Source organism: Streptomyces sp. NPDC004435 (assembly GCF_042873895.1).
In the GTDB taxonomy this organism is placed as follows: Bacteria; Actinomycetota; Actinomycetes; order Streptomycetales; family Streptomycetaceae; genus Streptomyces.
The window spans coordinates 20,414-37,235 of the sequence record NZ_JBIAMB010000035.1; the positions used below are offsets into that span (position 1 = coordinate 20,414).

Genomic DNA, 16,822 nt, shown 5'->3' on the forward strand with positions numbered 1-16,822 from the left:
CGGGTCCGGGTTCCGGGGTCGGTCCGGGTTCGGTCTCCGGTCCGGGTTCGGGGTCCGGGTTCGGGCGGTGGTCCGGGGTTGGTCCGGGTTCCGGGGTCGGTCCGGGTTCGGCTTCCGGTCCGGGTTCGGAGGCCCGGACCGGCTCCTCGTTCGGCAGGGGGCGGGCGACGCGCTGGTGAATCTGCCGCATCAGCACCCCGAAGGCGAGCATGCTGGCCGTGGGCGGGACTGCGGCGACCACGTAGTCCAGGTGCGGCACCGGACCGGGGGTTGCGCCGCTGACGCCGAGGACGTTGAGAGCGATCGAGCCGACGGATCCGGTAGCGGTCACGCCGATCGCCCACCAGTCCGTCACCCGGCGCAGGCCCGCGCGGAACATCAGCAGCTCACCCGCCACGATGAAGGCGTCAAGGGTGGCCGGCCAGGCCCACTGCCGGATGGGCGAGCTGTCGAGGCCATGGCGCGCGGCCACTTCCGCCAGGTGCGCGTAGGAGAGCCAGAAGCCGGACCCCGTCAGCACCGCGATCACCATCACGGCTGCGGTCAAGGCGTATCGGTCCGCAGTCTCCTCGGTCAACAGGTGCCTTTCGTTTGGTGGTGGAAGCGTGGATCGGGCGGATGGGGCGGCTCATGCCGCCTTCTGCAGGGCGTTGATCAGGTCGTCTGTCTGTGCCTGCCGGGGGACCGGGCAGAACGTTTCTTCCGTGGCGTCGGCCTCGTCGTCGTCCGGGTCCGCCGGCGTCCAGTAGCGGTCGCGGTCCGTGATGGCGTGGCCGGCGTCTCGCAGAAGGTCGCGGGCATGGTCGAGGTCGACGGCGAGGACGTAGGAGAGGCGCTCGGGGGTCCACTTGCGGACGTAGGCGTGGCGGGCGACGGCGTCTCGCTCGGCGGCGGTGAGGAACACGTCCCGGCCCATGATCGCGGCGCGCACTCGGGCGTAGTCGAGGCGCTTGGCGACCTTGGCGTGCCAGGGCCGGCGCTCGTCTCGGGTCAGTCCGCCCCACATGCCCCAGCGGATGTCGTTGTCGAGGGCGTGGGTGAAGCAGTCCTGGCGGACGGGGCACCGGTGGCAGAACGACTTCGCCTCGGCGATGTCGGAGAGGGCGCGGGGCGCCGAGAAGAACAGCCGGTCGGCCTCGTCGGCTTCCAGGTCCCGGCAGGCTCCGCGGGCGTGCCAGGAGATGTCGGCGATGCCTCGTACGGGCGGGGTCGGGCTGCTGGCATTGGTGGTGATGTGGCGCATGGGTGTCTCCAGGGGATGCCGCCGGGCAGGCAGGAGCGGCGCGGCACGCGAAGGTGGTGGTCGGCGCGCGGCTGGGGCGGGCGGCGAGAAGCAGGTGAGGGGTTCCGGGGCCGTCAGGCGGCGGCGCGGAAGCGGCGGTCGGGGCCGCTGAGGTGGACCGGGGTGCACATGCCGGACAGGCGGGAGAGGACGCGGTCGCCGATCTTGTCGCGCAGGACAGGCTGGCGAGGGTCCATGTGCTCGGTGCGGACCGGCGGCAGGTTGGTGGTGATGATCGTCGGCCGGCGGTGCTCCGAGCGCCAGTTGAGCAGGCGGAAGGTGATCTCCTCGGTCCACTCGGTGCTCTTGGCGGCGCCGAGGTCGTCCAGCAGCAGCAGCGGCACGCGGACGATCCGGCGCAGCAGGTACTCGGGATCGAGCCCGTTTCGGGCCCGCATCGCGCCGTAGAGGTCTGCCGCGGTGGTCGCCTGCCACCGCACGCCGCACCCCGCGGCGGTCAGCGCGCGGATCGCCCCGTACGCCTCGTGGGTCTTGCCGGCGCCCGTGGGCCCCCACAGCAGCAGGCTGCGGCCGTGGGTGATCTCGCGCTGGCCGGTCCGGCCGACGTGGGGCGCGAGGGCGTTGGCGGCGTGGCCGACCGCCGCGTCGGCGATGGAGCCCACCCAGCGGGCGACGTCCGGATGCTCGGTCTGAGCGGCGCGGTACTCGTACGGGATGCGCTCCTGGGCGGCTTCCAGGGCCGGGTTCGGCTCAGGCCGTTCGGCGAGCGGCGCAGTGGCGTTCGGGTCGATGCCCCGCTCGGCGAGCTTGCGCTGCATCCAGGCCATCGCCGGGTTGTCGGCGGCCGTCTGAGGGTCGTCGAGGCGAGAGCGGATCACAGGGCGACTCCGAAGGTCCCGGTCGGGGCGGTGGGATTGAGGTACGGGGTGTAGGCGGGGGCGGCGGCCCAAGGGCCCGCGCCGGAGGCGGAGGACGGCGCCGAGTTGACCACCTCGTTGACGAGGCTCGGCAGGACGCTCGGGTGCAGGCTCTTGGCCCGCAGGCGGTCGAGCGCGGTTCGTAGTGCGTCGGGCTCGAAGCCCTCGTCCAGCAGTTGGCGGATCTCCTTGCCCAGGTGGCCGAGGAACGTCTTCGGCGGACGGCGGCTGCATCCGCGGAGGTACTCCGCCATCAGCCGCTTCGCCGACCACTCGCCCGCCTCGGCGGACTCCAGCACCTGCTCCGAGGAGGGGACCGGCGCGGGCGCCTCGCGCCCCCTACGGGAAGATCCAGGATCCAAGATCCTAGATCCAGTACCGGAACCCTCAGTGAATGTGGCCTCCGTCACGTCACCAGATCCAGCGATATCGCTCTGACCTGCGACTTTTTCGGATCCTCGCCAGAGGGCAGGCCCTTCCGGCGAAGTGGCCTCCATCACGCGAGGGGTTGAGGGAGTGATGGGGGCCTCTTTGGCGCCAGGGGCCGGCGGATCAGCCAGCATGAGGTCGTCGTGAGGGCTCATGAAGGCGGGCGCCGCCAGGTCGCCCTCGCGGCGGCCGAGGTGGCCCTGCGCCGGGCACGCGCGGGTGCCGCATTCGCCGCACGGCTTCTTGGCCTCGTGGAGCGGGCAGCGCGGCAGGCGGGATACCGAAGGGCGGTTGATCTTCTGGTGACGATCCCACGTGACGATGTGCAGCCACGTCTTTCCGTCGCATCCGGTGTATCGGCAGATCAGGCCGCGTTCGGCCAGCTGCTCCAGGTCCTGGGCGACATGTGCTGGGGTGTGGTCGGGGCGCAGGGCCCACAGCCGCCCGGCGATCACGGCTGGCAGGTCGCGGTGCCGACCCGCGTCATCGGCCTGGGTGAGCAGGCCGATGAAGGTCAGCACGGCTGTCACCGGGACGGAGGCGAGGTCCTCCGACTCCCAAGTCTCTGGCTTGATCGTGCGGATGCGGGCCATCAGACCTCACCGCCGTGCCGGCGTGCCGGACGGTTCGTGACAGCCGCGACCGCGGTGGGCTCCACGGGCCCGGTCCCAGAGGACGGGGTTCCGCGCAGGGCCGTGCTCATGCAAGACTCTCCTTGTAGTACAAGCCGCTCCGGTGTTGCCCCGTAGGAAGGGCCGGTGCGGTGGTGATGGGTCGCCTGTCCGCCGTTGGCTCGGCGGAAAGGTAGGACTCTTCGCATTCCGGCGCCCGGGAGTTGGCTCTCCTGGGCGCCGCGGCGTTTCTAGGTGCTTGCTCGGATCCTCATATCGCTCTTTCGCCGGTCGCCGGGCTGCCCGGCGGGGGACGACGAACATACGTAGAGCGCCGGCGCAAGTCCATACTTTGCACTAGTTTTCGTCACTGTCCGTGTGGGGTGCGGTGCCCCCAGGTGAGGGGGCAGGGCCGTAGGAGCCGGTCTCTGTCTGCCACTCAACGGAAATGATCTTCTTTCTCCTTGCCTCGATGACGGGGCGATCACGCCGCCGATCTGGTGATGTCCAGGATTTAAGCCCGCTCGGGATTCATCGTCAACGCCATCTCAAGCCGCGTTTACGCGCGTAGAAAATGGTGCTGACGGGAGGTCTTGGGGAGTGATCTGACCCCCAACTTGCCGTTCCTGTAAGGAGGGATGGCGGGAGGGTGTCCGTCGAGGGCTGGTCGTGAAGAGCTCGTAAAGGTGCCGAGGGTGCGTGGAGAGAAAAAACCGGCAATTAATTGCCGGTTTTGGAACCGGAAAATCCTTGCCGGTTTATTGTCCGATTCGGGCGGATCGCGTCTCTATTGCCCCTGGGGCTCTTCCCTACGCGAGCGTAGGTAGATGTGGGGCGCGTCACCCTGTGGAAGGAGGTGATCCTGGCCACCGAAAATGATCTCGTACTCTGGAGTAGAGGCAGGGGAGGGCCGGCGCGTATCGCGCAAGGTCCCCCCTCTTTTTGTTGCCTCCGCTCGGGGAAGGTAGCCCTCAATGCGAGGGGAAGCACACGATGATCGAGGAGAGCGGATGGGCGCGACTGAGCCCCTCCACCCGGGCCCCGGGAGCGGCGGGGAAGGCGCGGAGCGGACGGCTGGCAGGGAGCGCGAAGGGCAGGAGACCCCGTGGGCCGGACAGGTCATGGGCTTCGCCGGCCAGCTCAAGACCTGGCGCAAGGCGGCCGGGCACCGTCGGGGGCGGAGAGTGACCCAAGAGGAGTGCGCGACCGCGGTCGGCAGGTCGGAGAGGTGGTGGCGAGCCCTCGAACGCGGTGACGGCCGCAATCGCCTCGACCGCTCCCAGTGCGACAGCCTCGCGGAACTACTCCAGCTGGATCGGGATGAGTACATCGCCCTGCTGCTCTACAACAACCTGACCATTGCCGCTGCTGACAGCGGGGCCACGGCAGATCCGCGAGTTCGCAGTGGGCTGCGCCTGCTAATCGACAAGCAGATGCCGGCTCCCACCTACCTGTGCGATGCCCACTGGAACATCATCGGATTCAACCCGGCGATGGCGCAGTGGTGGCCCTGGGTCCTTGAGCCCGGCGCCAATCTCATGAGGTGGGCGCTCACGTCAGGCGAGGCGCGCGTCCAGTATCACGACTGGGAACGTCATGCTCGCGAGTACGTCCGAATGCTTAAGTTCGCCCTCGCCCGCGGGAGCGACTCGGCCGAACTGATTGAACTGATCGGCGACGTCTGCAAGGACGAGGATGTACGGGGTATCTGGGAGACGACGAACGAGCTGACGGAGAACCGGGACGGGCACATCTTCCGGATGTCGATTCCGGCGATGGATTGGGAGCCGATCGACGTCGTCTCGCACGTCTTGTATCCGGCAGCACTTCCCGACTGCCGCATGGTCGTAATCACCTGGTGGACAAACGAGGATGGCGAGGAGGAGGCGCGCGACGTGGACACCGCACTCGGCGCTGCAGGAGAAGAGTCGCAGGTTCAGCAGCCGGCTCCGCCGGCCGCCGCAGCTCGACGTCGGATCGCTCACGCGATTACTGGACGGATATCCGTTCCCACGGCAGAAGAAGCAGCCGCGCTGGCCGGGGCTGACGCCGTTCCCCTTCCGGTGCTCAGCCGGCTCATGGGTGACGGGTGCCAGCTCACCCTGTCCCCCTCTGCCCAGTCGGTCATCTGGGCGGTGAAGGAGGAGGACGGAGCCTGGAGCGTCTCGGAGGTCTCGGTCTACACCGCGATCGTGAAGCTTCCTCACGCTGCCACCGAACCCGAAGCCCGGGCGGAGATGAAGACCTTGGTCAGGGCCAACCTGCCGACCGACCCCAAGGAGGCGTCGGGACGGATCCAGGAGCTGCTGCCCCAACTCCGGCACAGGATCCACTTCCTGGAGCAGATCGGGCGGGACCTGTACGAGCAGGACCCGACACTCCCGTACATCTGGGATCCGACCGACGAGATCTGAGCGGGCCCATCGGGTCGCCGGAGGCCAGCCTCAGTCGGAGGTGGCCTCCGGCGTTCTCCGACCTTCGCGGACACGAGCCGTCCTCAGAGATCGGCGAACTGTCGGGGACAGTCGAAGTGGGGCGGTAGGGCCAGATGGGGCAGAGGCTGCGCACCGACCGGCACTCCCGCCGCATCGACATCACCGCCCCCGCCTCGCCTTCTGCTGCGTCGCCCCTCGACCGCCTCCCCGATGGCTGGGCTGCCGGAGCGGCCACGATCACCACCGCCTGGCGCCCGCCGACGCCTCAGAAACAGCCGGGCTCCACGATCTCCTCGCCCTCGCCCTGAGGCTCCTCGAACCGGGCGAAAAAGTCGCCCAGCGCCTCCGGCGTCACGACGAGCGAGTTCGCGCCCCCCCGTACGTTGCGTTCCGCCAGCCGGCGCAGCAGCTCGTCACGGGCCACGGGAAAGTACAGCAGCCGCCATCGTCCGCCAGTGGCCTCCACCAGCGTCTTCATCGCCTCGCGGTCCTTGTGCGGCCACAGCCCGTGGTCCCACACCACATCCCGGCCCTCGGCGACCAGCTCGGCTAGCCGCTCGTGCAGCTCGGCGACGACCGGAGCCTCCTTCTCGAAGTACGTGTTTTCCGGGTAGTCGACGCCGTACCGGCCGTACCGCGCGAAGACCACCTCGTCCACAGACAGTCGCACCGCCCCCCGAGGCTCCAGCACCCGCTGGGCATAGGTCGTCTTCCCCGAGCCCGTGAGCCCCACCAGCAGGAAGACCGTCGGAGCCCCGCTCTCGACCACCATCAACTCCCCCCCACATCCGCCTCGTTCCCGGGAGTCTTCCACCGTCGTCCCAACCCTCGTACGTCGTGGGGGCCGCGGTGCCGCCGCTCGCGCATGGATCATTATCTTGTTCCAGCCGTTCAAGGACTGTCCACAGCGCCCACACCACCGGAGACCGCGACATGGGCGCCGCCATGCTCGGAGACCTCGCCTATCAGGCCGCCTGGTGCAAGGACCACCCCACCGCCGTCGGCATCCTCACCCACGCCATCACCCGCACCGATCACCCCGCTGCCCGCAGCCTTCTCCACCTCCGCCTCGCCCGGGCCCTGGCGGCCCAAGGAGACGAGCGGGAGACCCGACGAGCCCTCACCACAGCCGAACGACTCCTCGCGGCCTCGACCGCGAAACCCCTGCCGGCCTGGTGCTCCTGGTACGGCGAAGCCGATCTCGCCGTCGACACCGGTCAAGCCCTCCTCGACCTCGGCGACACGGCTCGCGCCCACCAGCTGATCACCGAAAGGCGTGCCCTCTTGACCCCCGAGCGAGACAAGACCAAAGGGGTCTTCCTCGCCTACCAGGCCAAGAGCCACCTCGAACTCAAGGAGCCGGAGATCGCCGCCCACACAGCCGGGGAAGCCCTTCGGCTCGCCCGCCGCATCGGAGCACCGCGCTGCGAAGCCCTGGTCCAGGACCTCGTCCCCGCCTTCCGGCAAGTGCCGGCCGCCCAGGGCGTCGAAGAGTTCCTGGCCCTGGCCGCCGGTTGAGAAACCTGGAGAGCGCGCCTGCCGACAGGTCCTCTGCCGCGTGACTCCCTGTTCGCCCGCACCGTTTTTCACGCCCCTCCGCCAGGCGGCGTCCTGGTGTCGCCGTCCAGGTCGAAGAACCTCGCGGCCTTCCGGGCGAGCAAGGCTTCGAAGAAGGCCGGAGCCTCGTCACCCAGCATCCGGTGCAGGGAGACCAGGCCGGTGATCGCAGCATCAGCGACCTCTTCCTGGACGTGGCCCCAGGTATGGCTCTGCCCTTTCCGGGGGTTGGTGGCCCAGGCACCGATCACGGCCTGGGCCGACTCGCCGACCTCCTCGGTGAGTTTGAGGACCTGCAAGGTCCACTGCTGCTCTGCGGGGATCCCGCGTTCGGTGTCGAGACGGGTGAAGAGCTCGGCCAGTCGGCCGATGGTCTCCCACGGGACAGTGCTCACAACAGAACTCCTTGGTCTCTGCAGGGGGAGCGTCCGCCAGCGGAAGCGCTGGCGTGCGTGATGGTGGGCTGGGTCATATGAGTCCTTGGCGCATCGCGTAGGCCACCGCGTGAGACCGGTTGCGCAGTTGCAGCCGGGTGATGACGGCGTGCAGCACGTTCTTGATGGTTCGCTCGGAGTACGAGAGCTTCGCGGCGATGTCCGCGGTGCCGTAGCCCTCCGCCACCAGGCGCAATACGTCCACCTCGCGGGCGGCGAGGCCGGTGAAGTGCAGGCCGCGCGGGCCGAGGACCTGCCCCTGGAGCCGGCCGACCTCCTCCAGGAGGCGTCCCACCAGGTCGGAGGGGAGGTGCCCGGCGCCCTTCGCAACCGTGCCGATGACGTGCACCAGGTGCTCGGGGGTCGCCTCCGCACGCCGGATCACCCCGGCGACCCCGCACTCCGCCGCGCTCACCAGCTTCTGTTCGTCGATGTCGGTGGTCACGAGGACGGGGCGGGAGGCGCTGGTCCGGTTGATGTGGCGGAGCAGCCGCAGAACCTCTTCGTCGACCGTGTCCACCACAAGGACGACGACCTCGGCCTCCGGGGCGGCGTCCTCGGGCCAGTCGGCGATGGCGATCTCGGGACGGGGCCGTAGCTGACTGATCACTCCGGCCTGGGAGATCGGGTCGGGTGCGCGCAGCGCGACGGTGATTCGGGTGGTGGTCACGGCGGCGATCAGCTGTCCGGAATCGGCCGTGAGCCGGGCGAGAGGCGGGTGTCGTAGGACTGGAAGTCGGCCGGCGGGTGGTCGAGGGGGAGGTCCTGATTCCAAGCCGTCAGGCACTGGCTGCTGGCCTCGAAGAGGGGCTGGGGTAGTGCGTCGAGGCTCCAGAACCGCCACGAGCCGATCGTTCTCTCCATCTCCCGTGGGGTGCCGGACCAGCGGGAGACCAGCGCGGGCACCGTGAGCCGGAGGATGCCACCTACGTGGTCGAGAAGCGTGCCGAGCACCTGCACATCGGCGGGTTCCGCGATCAGTCCGGTTTCCTCGCCGAGCTCCCGGATCACGGCCTCGACGAAGGTCTCGCCGGGCTCCACCGATCCGCCGGGCACTTCCCACGTTCCGCGCCGGTGGCGCCCCAGCAGGACACCGTCCGGGCCGTGCACGATGATGCCGACCCCCAGCGCCGCGTGGGGCGCGGGCGGCGCCGACGTCCGGGGCCGGCTGCGGATCCGTTCCGGGCGGCGAGCCGCGTACAGCCGGTACGACAGCGGCTGGTCGGCCTGCGCGGAGTCGATCGTCGTGACCGCCTCCAAGACAAGGCCGTGGTCGACGAGGAGGTCCTCCCACAGCTGCGGTTCGAGGACCCACATGTGCATCTGGTGCTCGATGTCCGAGCCGGGCAGCCGCAGGATCTCCGGGCGGGCCGTGACGGAGCCGGAGGGACCGTCACCGTTCGAGGTGGTGTGCAGCGCGCTGAACACCAGCCGCCCCCCGGGCCTGAGGCCGTTGGCCAGGGCGGGCAGAAGGCGGTGCGGATCCAGGAACGGCACGCCGCTGACGGAGTAGACCAGATCGTAAGGGTCGGCTTCCCGCAGGTGGTCGACGGCGTCGGCGCACACCAGGCGCAGGCCGGGGGTGTCGGGGTAGCGGGCGAGGGCGCGCTGGTGCTGGGTGGGGGAGGCGTCGACGGCGGTGACGTCGGCGCCGAGAGCGGCCAGGTGAGCTGCGTGTCGGCCGACTCCGGATCCCAGGTCCAGGACGCGCAGGCCGGCGACCTCGCCGAGCACGCTGATTCCGGGCCCGGCCTGCGACATAACCCAGGCCCATTCGCCCAGCTCAGGCAGGTCGAACGAGCGATCGAGCTGATGGCGGCCGTAGAGGGTCCAGATGTCGCCGATTTCCGACTCCGGGGAATTGCATCCGGTGCGTGAATCTGGGCCGTCTGAGCTGGGGATCCGCGGCATCAACGTGCCTCCTGGTGTCGAGCAAGGCAGGCTGTTGACCTGCACTCTTGCTGGGGATCGTTCATCTGATGCGTGATTCGCGCACTCTGCGGAAGAGGCTGCGTGACGACGACGGCCTGGAGTGGGGGCTCCGCCCGGCTGGTGCTGGAACTGGCCTCCGAGCTGCATGCGGTCGTTGTCAGCCGCCTGCTCGGCATCCACCAGAACACCGCCGACGCCTGGCAGCGCCTCGCCGGCCTGGACCTCACCTGTGCCGCAGAGATCACCCACCGCCAGGAGTCCACGGCCACCCCGGCGCGGAACGCTCCGGCCAGGCCGCAGACCGCCGGACTTGCAACCGGTACCCAGGTACAGGTTTACCGTCGGAGGTGTTCCCACCTCAGGGGACATGACGACGGGAGTGAGGGCGATGAGTGATCTTGCGTGGGTGCCGCAGTCCTGCACCCTGCCGACCGAGGAGCGGCCCCTGCGGGTCGCCGAGTGGGACGCGCTGTTCTCCGAGCGGCTGACCTCGCTGTCGAGGCCGCAGCCGCTCCACCTGCGCCTTGACCTGGCAGGCGGAGAGGGCGTGGAGGACCGGGTGCGTGACCTGGTGGAGCGCGAGAGCGGCTGCTGCTCGTTCTTCACCTTCACCACCACCCCCGGCCAGGACCTGATCCGGTTGGACATCTCGGTGGACCAGGCGCACGAGTCGGTCCTGGACGCCCTCGCGGCACGGACCGCCGCTGCCGGGGAGCAGCGGTGAGCACGGGCCTGCGCAGCGGGCAGGTCGCCGGGGCGGCCGGGGTGAACATCCAGACCCTGCGTTACTACGAGCGGCGGGGCCTGCTGGCCGAGCCGGAACGCAGCAACGGCGGTCACCGCCTCTACGGCGAGGACGCGGTGACCGCGCTGCGGGTGATCAAGGCCGCCCAGCGGCTCGGATTTACGCTCGACGAGGTTGCCGAGCTGCTGGAGGCCGGCCGCCACCGGCACGGCCGTCCCGTCGCCGGGCTCCAGGAACGGGCCGCAGCCAAGCTCGTCGAGGTCGACGCGAAGATCGCCGACCTCACCACCATCCGCACCGCCCTCGTCGCAGCTGTCGAAGCCGGGTGCGACGACCTGACCGTCTGCGCGTCCAGCTCCTGCTGCCCGATCCCCTTCACCGACCTCGCCGAGGAGAACCGCCATGCCGGCCCCTGCTGCTGACCCCCGCCCCCACCGCGCCCCCAAGGCACTCGGGGGCCTGGCCGCCCTGGCCTGTGTGGCGTGCTGCGCGCTGCCCGTCCTGATCACGGCAGGCGTCGTCGGGGCCGGGGCGGGAGCGGTGGTGGGTTGGCTGCCGGCCATCGCCGTCGTCCTGGCCGTCCTCGCCGCCGGAGCCTGGTGGCTCGGCCAGCGCCGCCGCCCGTGCTCCTGCGCGCCAAAGACCGCAGGTGAGAGCGGCTGCGGCTGCCAGAAGGCCGGGGACCCTATGAAGATCACCGGCCCCGGCCGTCGATAGAGTCGAGCACCATGACCATCGCTCGTTCCATCGCCCTGTTCGCCGTCGCCGCCCTCTTCGAGATCGGGGGAGCCTGGCTCGTCTGGCAGGGCATCCGCGAGCACAAGGGCTGGATCTGGATCGGCGCCGGCGTCATCGCCCTCGGCCTCTACGGCGTCGTAGCCACCTTCCAGTCCGACGACAACTTCGGCCGCATCCTCGCCGCGTACGGCGGGATCTTCGTAGCCGGATCGATCGCCTGGGGCATGGTCGCCGACGGCTACCGCCCCGACCGATACGACGTCATCGGTGCCCTCATCTGCCTCGCGGGCATGGCCGTGATCATGTACGCGCCGCGTAGCCACTGATCTCTACCTCGCGCCCAGCTGGCCCGCGGCGTCAACGAGGCAGTCATTGCACAACTTCTGATAGCCGGAACTACCAGCATTCTCGACGTCCAGCACGAGGGACTTCCTTCCGTTCGCGGGGCCGGGTGGTCAGGGGCGCAGGGCGTAGCAGCGCAGGACGTCGAGGTCGCTGGTCCGCGCGGCGGACCAGCCGGCCGTGAGCAGTTCGGCGTCCGGGGGCTGGATGCCGAGTCCGAGGAGGTTCGGGTCGGTGGTCGTGCGGCGGCCGGCGATCTCGGTGACGACCCAGAAGGTGCCGCCGGGCGCGAGCAGGCGGCGGACCAGGCTGAGGAAGCCGGGCTTGTCGTCCATCCACCGGTAGACCAGGCGGCAGGTGATGAGGGCGTAGGCCGCGTCCGGGAGCGTCGTGAGGTCTTCGGTGGCGATGTCCAGGCACTGCCACGTCGGTCCGGGCCCGGTGTCCTGGGCGGCGGCGAGGGTGATGGCGCTGGGGGAGCAGTCGATCCCTGTCGTGCGGTAGCCGAGCTCGTGGTGGAGGTGGCGGGCGAGGCCGCCGTCGCCGCTGCCGATGTCGAGGGCGGGGCGGCCCTCGCCGGGGCCGAGGTGCTCGGCCATCAGCTGTTTCTCGGCCTGGCACAGCGGCCGGTAGCGACGGCGGCTGTGCCAGAGCGGCTCCCAGTAGGCCGGGGTCGCGGTGGATGCGGTGGCGGTCACGAGGTTCCCTCTCGGGCGGGCGGCACGGCCGCGGGTACGGGCGGGACGGGCATGGTTCGCAGGGCGCGTACGGGAGAGGCCAGCAGCAGGAAGACCGGCACGATCTGGAGGAAAGCGCCGATGGCGAGGACGACCGGCACGTCCAGGACGAGTGCGAGTGCGCCGGCGCTCGCGGCGGCCAGGGGGCGGCTTCCGGCGGTCACGGTGGTGCTGACCGCCTGCATCCGGCCCTGAAAGGCCCGGTCACACAGGATCTGCCGCAAGGTGCGCTGGCTGACTCCCGCGGCCGTCGCCCAGAACAACTGAGCGGTGAGCGTCGCGGCCAGGACGATCTGCCAGCCGCGGCCGGGCCCGGCCAGAAGGAGCGGCACCTGGGCGAGGGGGCTGACCGCGAACCCGATGATGATCACCGGGCCCACGCCGAACCGGTCCGTGATCCGTGAGGTGAGCAGCGCACCGGCCAGACTGCCCATGCCTCCGGCGCCCATGATCACCCCGAACGCGGTCGGGGAGACACCGAGCTCGGTGAGCAGGTAGTACGCCCAGAAGGTGTTCATCAGAGCGAGGCCGAAGGACAGCACGGCCAGGGCCGCGATCACCGTGCGGATCGTCGGCTGCCCGATCACGTAGCGCACGCCGGCGGCGATGTCCCGGGTGAGGCCGCGTGACTTCTCGGCCCCGACGGGGGACACGTGTGGCTCGGGCACGCTGATGCGCCAGACCAGCCAGGCGGAGGCGAGGAAGGAGGCGGCGTCGACGAGGAGTGACCGCGCGGCGCCGACGGCGCCCACGAGCGCCGCACCGACGTTGCTGCCCGCGCTGTCGGCCACCGAGGAAGCCGCGCCCAGGCGGGAGTTGGCGTCGTGCAGCAGGTGCGGGGCGACGATGGCCGGCAGGAGACTGATGGCGGCGGCGTCGCGGACCACCTTGGCCGCGCCCACCGCGAGCGTCACCCCGTACAGCTGGCCGATGGTGAGCACCCCGGCCAGAGCGGCGGCCGGGATCGTGGTGAGCGCCGCGGCGGCCACCAGGTCCGAGATGAGGAGCTGGAAACGCTTGGCGTGCCGGTCCGACAAGGCCCCGGCCCAGAGAGCGAGCGTGCTGGGAAGCTGGCCGAGGAACGCGAGCGTCGCCACCTGCCCGGCGGTGGCGCGCAGTTCCAGGACTGCGAGCGCGGGCAGAGCGACGGCGCTCACCCCCGACCCGGCCAGGGTCACGGCCTCGCTGCCGAGCAGGTACCGGTAGGCCGGCAGCGCCCAGGCGGTCGTCTTACGGGTCCCGGCGGCGACCGTCACCGGGGTTCACCCCCCACGGCCAGCTCAGGGGCGATCACGTTTGCGTACCGGTGCCCGGCGGCGAAGAAGCGGAGGATTTCGCGGGTGAAAGGGTGGCAGTCGTCGGGCGGGCTGGCGGGATCGACCCAGACGAGCTCGCTGTGGGTGTCCGGCTCCCTGTTGTACGGCTCGCCCTCCCACTCCCTGGCCAGGAAGACGACGCCGGTCACCCGTTCCCCGTCCGCGGCGTGAAGGTGGACCAGCTGGCAGAACTCGAGACGGCCCGGGGTGATGAGGACGCCGGTCTCCTCAGCGAGCTCGCGTGCGGCGCCCTCGTCGAAGAACTCGTCGGCTTCGAGCCGGCCGCCGACGACGGTGAGCAGCCCGGGGGAGTGCCACGACCGCGGCTGGTGCCGGACGGTGAGAACCCGGCCGTCGGCCGGCTGGCGCAGCAGGACCATGACGTGCGTGATGCTGCGATGGACGTTGCTCACGGCCGGTCCTCCTTCATGAGCCGCTCCAGGGTCCGCCGGCCTCTGGCGGTGACCTCGGGATGGCCGTTATCCGGGCCCCAGGCCAGGCAGTTGACCGCGTCCAGCGCGGTCAGGCAGCGCAGTACGTGCCGTTCGGCGCCGGTGAGGTCGCGCCCGTACGCCTGGAGGAACGCTCGCTCACGGTCCGGGTGGTCGAGCCACTCGGTGACGGCGAGGATGACGAGGTCCTGCACGCGGGCGGCCGGGCGGGTGCGCTCGAAGTCGACGAGCGCGAGCCCCGCCTCAGACCACAGCCAGTTCCTCGGCTGGTTGTCCCCGTGGATGTAGCCGAGCGGCACCGGTCCGACACGGCGGAGCTGAGCCGCGTAGTCGCGGACCAGCTGCTGCTCGTCCGCGGTGAGCCGGTCCCCAGCGCGGCCCAGGTACTTCTCCGCGCCATCGGCCGCGGCCACCAGCGACGCTTCGGCTTCCGCGCGGTCGCAGGGGTCGAGCGCACCAGCGTCGTGGAGCCGGGCGCACAGCATGCCGGCCTGCGCGTGCACGGCCCGCCACTCCGCGGCGGTCAGTCCCAGCCCAGGTGCCGGGCCACCGGGCGCCACGGTGAGCAGCAGCGCCAGGTCGTCCGCGCGGCTGGCGAGGAGACGGGGCGCCCGGCTGTGCCCGAGCGCGGGAACGACTCCTCGGTAGGCCCGGGTCTCACGGGCGAAGAACTTCACTGAGGGCGAGACCTTCACGTACCAGCGGGCCCCGCTCTCGCCGGTGAGCTCCCACACGCGGGAGCGGTGCCAGTCGTGCGAGGCGTCGCGCACGGTCACGACCGGCCCGGTGAACTGCTCCGCCCAGCGCTGCACGGCGATGGGCAGGGATTTCGTCTGCCTCACGCCGTGCACCTCGCGCTCGGGTGCGACGCGGACGAGGAGCGCAAGTCACAGGTGGCGCTGGTGGCAGGGGACGGGGGCATGGCTCCTCCTTGATGTGGCCTGTCCGCCTGGCGGGGCGCGGCAGGGGGGCGGTGAGGTCGGTCAGCGGTCCTGGGAGAGTTCCAGGAGTTCGGCGAAGGTTCCGCCGCCGTGGGCGAGGTCGTCGTACCGGCCCTGTTCGGTGATCCGGCCGTGCTCCATCACGATGACGTGGTCGGCGATCTTGGTGTTCTCCAGGCGGTGGGTGACGACGATGGTGATGCGGTCCGCGGCGATCGCCTTGATCTGCTCGAAGATCTGGTGCTCGCCCCTGGGGTCCATCTGGGAGGTGGGCTCGTCGAGGATCAGCAGCTCGGGCCGGCGGTACAGGGCCCTGGAACACGCGATGCGCTGCCACTGGCCGCCGGAGAGTTCCGTGCCGCCCCACAGGTCCCGGGCGAGCAGGGTGTCGAGGCCGGCGGGGAGGTCTTCGACGGTGTCGCGCAGACCGACCGCGTCGACGGCCTCCCACACCGGTGTGTCGTCGTGGGTGCGCGGCTGGCCGAGGGTCACGTTCTCGCGGACGCGCAGCGGCCACTGCGCGAAGATCTGCGGCACGAGACCGGTGTGCTTCCACACCGTCGCGGGGTCCACGCTGGCGAGGTCGGTGCCGTTCCACGTGACGGTGCCCTTGTCCGCCAGGTAGATGCCGGTCAGCAGGCGGGTGAGCGTGCTCTTCCCGGAGCCGTTCGCCCCGACGATCGCGAGGATCTGGCCGCGCCGCAGGGTCAGCGAGACGCCGTCGACGGCGGGCTTGTCCTTGCCCGGGTACTGGTAGACCACCTCCTCCAGACGGATCTCGTCCACCGGCGCGGCCAGACGGCAAGGACCCCGCCGGGGCGCGCGGTCGGCGGCCTCGTCAAGGAAGCTCTGCATGTCGCCGAGGTACAGGCTGGTGTGGAACACCGCGGCGCCGCCGGTGACGACCTGGGTCAAGGCGGCGAGCATGGTCTGCACCGCGATCACGGCCGTCGCGGCGACCGCGAGGTCGATCCGGCCGGAGACCGCCAGCCACGCCAGTGCACCCCACGTCGCCGCCAGGCAGATGCCACCGGCGAGCGCGGACAACAGAGCGATCCGCAGGGTTCGTGGCGCGGCGGCCAGGGTGCGCCGATCGCACCGGTCCGACAGCGCCCGGTACCAGTAGACGAGATAGTCGACCATGGAGTTCGCGCGGACCTCGTCGCTGTACTTGGACTCGGTGGCCCACCAGCGCATCATCCCGCGTACGTTGCGATCCGCGATGTTGCCGTAGTGGATCTCGTAGTCCACCCGCGCGCTCAGCACGGCCCCGACACCGGCCGGCAGCACGGCGAGCAGCAGCAGCGGCAGCATCAGCGGGTTCAGCACCGACAGCACGCCTCCGGCGGTGACCAGACGGATCACCGCCGACACGAACTGCTGCGCGTCGGCCACCATCACGTGGGTGCGCATCACCCCCATCTCGGCCGCCTCACGCCGGTCGGAGAAACCGTCCTCCGCGTACGCAGCCGCCTCCACCCGGCACACCGCCTCGACCAGCGCCGAATCCATCTCCGTCGTCAACCGCGGCGTGATCCGCCGCCCCGCGTACGAGGCCACCGCTCTCGCTGTCCGAGCCACGGCGGCGGCGACCGTCACCACGAGCAGCGCCGGCAGGGCACCCCGCAGCCGGTCTCCGGCGGAACCGGCTCCGAGCACGGGTTCCATGGCGCGGGCGGTGGCCGTCAGCAGCACGGCGGCCGAGACGCCCGTGACCAGCTGGCAGCCGAGAAGCAGCTGCACGGCCCTCCGGTCGATCCGCCAGGACAGCCGCGCGATCCGGCCCAGGACGGCGGGGATCTGCGCGCACATCCGCCGGAAGGACACCTCGGCGAGCGGGTTGATGGAGTACTGCCCGGTGTAGGTGATCTCCGCCGGCGGCGGAGGAGGCGGTGTGGTCTTGGGCTGATCGTTCACGGGAGTCGAGGTCAACGGCGGTTCCTCCTGGACGGTCGCGTGGGGCGGTCGGGTAGCTCAACGACCGCGCCGGGAT

Annotated in this window: 20 protein-coding genes; 7 read left to right on the forward strand and 13 right to left on the reverse strand. The window is 70.5% G+C overall.

The features are described from left to right. The 4 genes from ACFYT9_RS38185 to ACFYT9_RS38200 form a co-directional block, all read right to left on the reverse strand. Positions 1-547 (reverse strand): DUF2637 domain-containing protein (locus ACFYT9_RS38185; protein WP_389171478.1); only part of this gene is annotated, 547 nt, incomplete at its 3' end. An 81-nt stretch (positions 548-628) separates the two neighbouring features. Continuing rightward, a complete protein-coding gene (locus tag ACFYT9_RS38190; protein WP_389171480.1) occupies positions 629-1,243 on the reverse strand; it encodes a WhiB family transcriptional regulator in 615 nt (204 codons plus the stop codon). Between the two features lie 113 nt (positions 1,244-1,356). Continuing rightward, positions 1,357-2,118 (reverse strand): ATP-binding protein, encoded by a 762-nt coding sequence (locus ACFYT9_RS38195; protein ID WP_376395894.1) that lies wholly within the window; start codon positions 2,116-2,118, stop codon positions 1,357-1,359. Continuing rightward, positions 2,118-3,182: a hypothetical protein gene (locus ACFYT9_RS38200; protein ID WP_389171483.1), complete on the reverse strand. Its 1,065-nt coding sequence runs from the start codon at positions 3,180-3,182 to the stop codon at positions 2,118-2,120. The genes ACFYT9_RS38195 and ACFYT9_RS38200 overlap by 1 nt, the downstream gene beginning before the upstream one ends. Positions 3,183-4,210: 1,028 nt before the next feature. On the opposite strand from ACFYT9_RS38200, the gene ACFYT9_RS38205 reads away from it, so the two are divergent. Beyond that, positions 4,211-5,614 carry a helix-turn-helix transcriptional regulator gene (locus ACFYT9_RS38205; protein WP_389171486.1) on the forward strand — a complete coding sequence of 468 codons (1,404 nt, stop codon included), beginning with the start codon at positions 4,211-4,213 and terminating at the stop codon, positions 5,612-5,614. Between the two features lie 286 nt (positions 5,615-5,900). Here ACFYT9_RS38205 and ACFYT9_RS38210 read toward each other — a convergent pair whose 3' ends face one another. Continuing rightward, positions 5,901-6,407, reverse strand: a complete 507-nt coding sequence (locus ACFYT9_RS38210) for an AAA family ATPase (RefSeq protein ID WP_389171489.1) — start codon at positions 6,405-6,407, stop codon at positions 5,901-5,903. Positions 6,408-6,568: 161 nt separating this feature from the next. On the opposite strand from ACFYT9_RS38210, the gene ACFYT9_RS38215 reads away from it, so the two are divergent. Beyond that, positions 6,569-7,153 (forward strand): hypothetical protein, encoded by a 585-nt coding sequence (locus ACFYT9_RS38215; RefSeq protein WP_389171492.1) that lies wholly within the window; start codon positions 6,569-6,571, stop codon positions 7,151-7,153. A 68-nt stretch (positions 7,154-7,221) separates the two neighbouring features. Here ACFYT9_RS38215 and ACFYT9_RS38220 read toward each other — a convergent pair whose 3' ends face one another. From ACFYT9_RS38220 to ACFYT9_RS38230, 3 genes are all read right to left on the reverse strand, one after another. Then, positions 7,222-7,587: a MazG-like family protein gene (locus tag ACFYT9_RS38220; protein ID WP_389171495.1), complete on the reverse strand. Its 366-nt coding sequence runs from the start codon at positions 7,585-7,587 to the stop codon at positions 7,222-7,224. Between the two features lie 73 nt (positions 7,588-7,660). After that, positions 7,661-8,296, reverse strand: coding sequence for a response regulator transcription factor (locus ACFYT9_RS38225; protein WP_389171497.1), 636 nt, complete (start codon positions 8,294-8,296; stop codon positions 7,661-7,663). A gap of 8 nt (positions 8,297-8,304) precedes the next feature. Further along, positions 8,305-9,387 (reverse strand): NUDIX domain-containing protein, encoded by a 1,083-nt coding sequence (locus tag ACFYT9_RS38230; protein WP_389171499.1) that lies wholly within the window; start codon positions 9,385-9,387, stop codon positions 8,305-8,307. A gap of 252 nt (positions 9,388-9,639) precedes the next feature. Between ACFYT9_RS38230 and ACFYT9_RS38235 the strand changes: the two genes are divergently transcribed. From ACFYT9_RS38235 to ACFYT9_RS38255, 5 genes are read left to right on the forward strand one after another with little or no spacing between them, the layout of a single operon-like run. After that, positions 9,640-9,954 carry a hypothetical protein gene (locus ACFYT9_RS38235; protein WP_389171501.1) on the forward strand — a complete coding sequence of 105 codons (315 nt, stop codon included), beginning with the start codon at positions 9,640-9,642 and terminating at the stop codon, positions 9,952-9,954. After that, on the forward strand, positions 9,947-10,282 hold the full coding sequence (locus ACFYT9_RS38240) for a hypothetical protein (RefSeq protein WP_389171504.1): 336 nt from the start codon (positions 9,947-9,949) through the stop codon (positions 10,280-10,282). The genes ACFYT9_RS38235 and ACFYT9_RS38240 overlap by 8 nt, the downstream gene beginning before the upstream one ends. Continuing rightward, positions 10,279-10,725 carry a MerR family transcriptional regulator gene (locus tag ACFYT9_RS38245; RefSeq protein ID WP_389171507.1) on the forward strand — a complete coding sequence of 149 codons (447 nt, stop codon included), beginning with the start codon at positions 10,279-10,281 and terminating at the stop codon, positions 10,723-10,725. The genes ACFYT9_RS38240 and ACFYT9_RS38245 overlap by 4 nt, the downstream gene beginning before the upstream one ends. After that, positions 10,706-11,020, forward strand: a complete 315-nt coding sequence (locus tag ACFYT9_RS38250; protein WP_389171510.1) for a hypothetical protein — start codon at positions 10,706-10,708, stop codon at positions 11,018-11,020. The genes ACFYT9_RS38245 and ACFYT9_RS38250 overlap by 20 nt, the downstream gene beginning before the upstream one ends. 11 nt (positions 11,021-11,031) lie before the next feature. Further along, on the forward strand, positions 11,032-11,367 hold the full coding sequence (locus tag ACFYT9_RS38255; RefSeq protein ID WP_389171513.1) for a YnfA family protein: 336 nt from the start codon (positions 11,032-11,034) through the stop codon (positions 11,365-11,367). A gap of 129 nt (positions 11,368-11,496) precedes the next feature. On the opposite strand, the gene ACFYT9_RS38260 is transcribed toward ACFYT9_RS38255, so the two are convergent. The 5 genes from ACFYT9_RS38260 to ACFYT9_RS38280 form a co-directional block, all read right to left on the reverse strand. Beyond that, complete coding sequence (locus ACFYT9_RS38260; protein ID WP_389171516.1) at positions 11,497-12,081, reverse strand: class I SAM-dependent methyltransferase; 585 nt, start codon at positions 12,079-12,081, stop codon at positions 11,497-11,499. Then, entirely contained in the window at positions 12,078-13,376 is a 1,299-nt protein-coding gene (locus tag ACFYT9_RS38265) for an MFS transporter (RefSeq protein WP_389171519.1), read from the reverse strand. Before ACFYT9_RS38265 ends, ACFYT9_RS38260 begins: the two co-directional genes overlap by 4 nt. After that, on the reverse strand, positions 13,373-13,849 hold the full coding sequence (locus tag ACFYT9_RS38270; RefSeq protein ID WP_389171522.1) for an NUDIX domain-containing protein: 477 nt from the start codon (positions 13,847-13,849) through the stop codon (positions 13,373-13,375). The genes ACFYT9_RS38265 and ACFYT9_RS38270 overlap by 4 nt, the downstream gene beginning before the upstream one ends. Further along, complete coding sequence (locus ACFYT9_RS38275; protein ID WP_389171525.1) at positions 13,846-14,730, reverse strand: phosphotransferase enzyme family protein; 885 nt, start codon at positions 14,728-14,730, stop codon at positions 13,846-13,848. Before ACFYT9_RS38275 ends, ACFYT9_RS38270 begins: the two co-directional genes overlap by 4 nt. Before the next feature lie 141 nt (positions 14,731-14,871). Next, positions 14,872-16,641 (reverse strand): ABC transporter ATP-binding protein, encoded by a 1,770-nt coding sequence (locus tag ACFYT9_RS38280; RefSeq protein ID WP_389171576.1) that lies wholly within the window; start codon positions 16,639-16,641, stop codon positions 14,872-14,874. Between the last annotated feature and the right edge of the window lie 181 nt (positions 16,642-16,822).

Bases quoted from the DNA above. Each gene is read 5' to 3' on its own strand.
- ACFYT9_RS38215 (WP_389171492.1), top strand. From the start codon at position 6,569: ATGGGCGCCGCCATGCTCGGAGACCTCGCCTATCAGGCCGCCTGGTGC.
- ACFYT9_RS38190 (WP_389171480.1), bottom strand. From the start codon at position 1,243: ATGCGCCACATCACCACCAATGCCAGCAGCCCGACCCCGCCCGTACGA.
- ACFYT9_RS38250 (WP_389171510.1), top strand. From the start codon at position 10,706: ATGCCGGCCCCTGCTGCTGACCCCCGCCCCCACCGCGCCCCCAAGGCA.
- ACFYT9_RS38210 (WP_389171489.1), bottom strand. From the start codon at position 6,407: ATGGTGGTCGAGAGCGGGGCTCCGACGGTCTTCCTGCTGGTGGGGCTC.
- ACFYT9_RS38280 (WP_389171576.1), bottom strand. From the start codon at position 16,641: ATGTGCGCGCAGATCCCCGCCGTCCTGGGCCGGATCGCGCGGCTGTCC.
- ACFYT9_RS38255 (WP_389171513.1), top strand. From the start codon at position 11,032: ATGACCATCGCTCGTTCCATCGCCCTGTTCGCCGTCGCCGCCCTCTTC.
- ACFYT9_RS38240 (WP_389171504.1), top strand. From the start codon at position 9,947: ATGAGTGATCTTGCGTGGGTGCCGCAGTCCTGCACCCTGCCGACCGAG.
- ACFYT9_RS38205 (WP_389171486.1), top strand. From the start codon at position 4,211: ATGGGCGCGACTGAGCCCCTCCACCCGGGCCCCGGGAGCGGCGGGGAA.
- ACFYT9_RS38200 (WP_389171483.1), bottom strand. From the start codon at position 3,182: ATGGCCCGCATCCGCACGATCAAGCCAGAGACTTGGGAGTCGGAGGAC.
- ACFYT9_RS38230 (WP_389171499.1), bottom strand. From the start codon at position 9,387: ATGTCGCAGGCCGGGCCCGGAATCAGCGTGCTCGGCGAGGTCGCCGGC.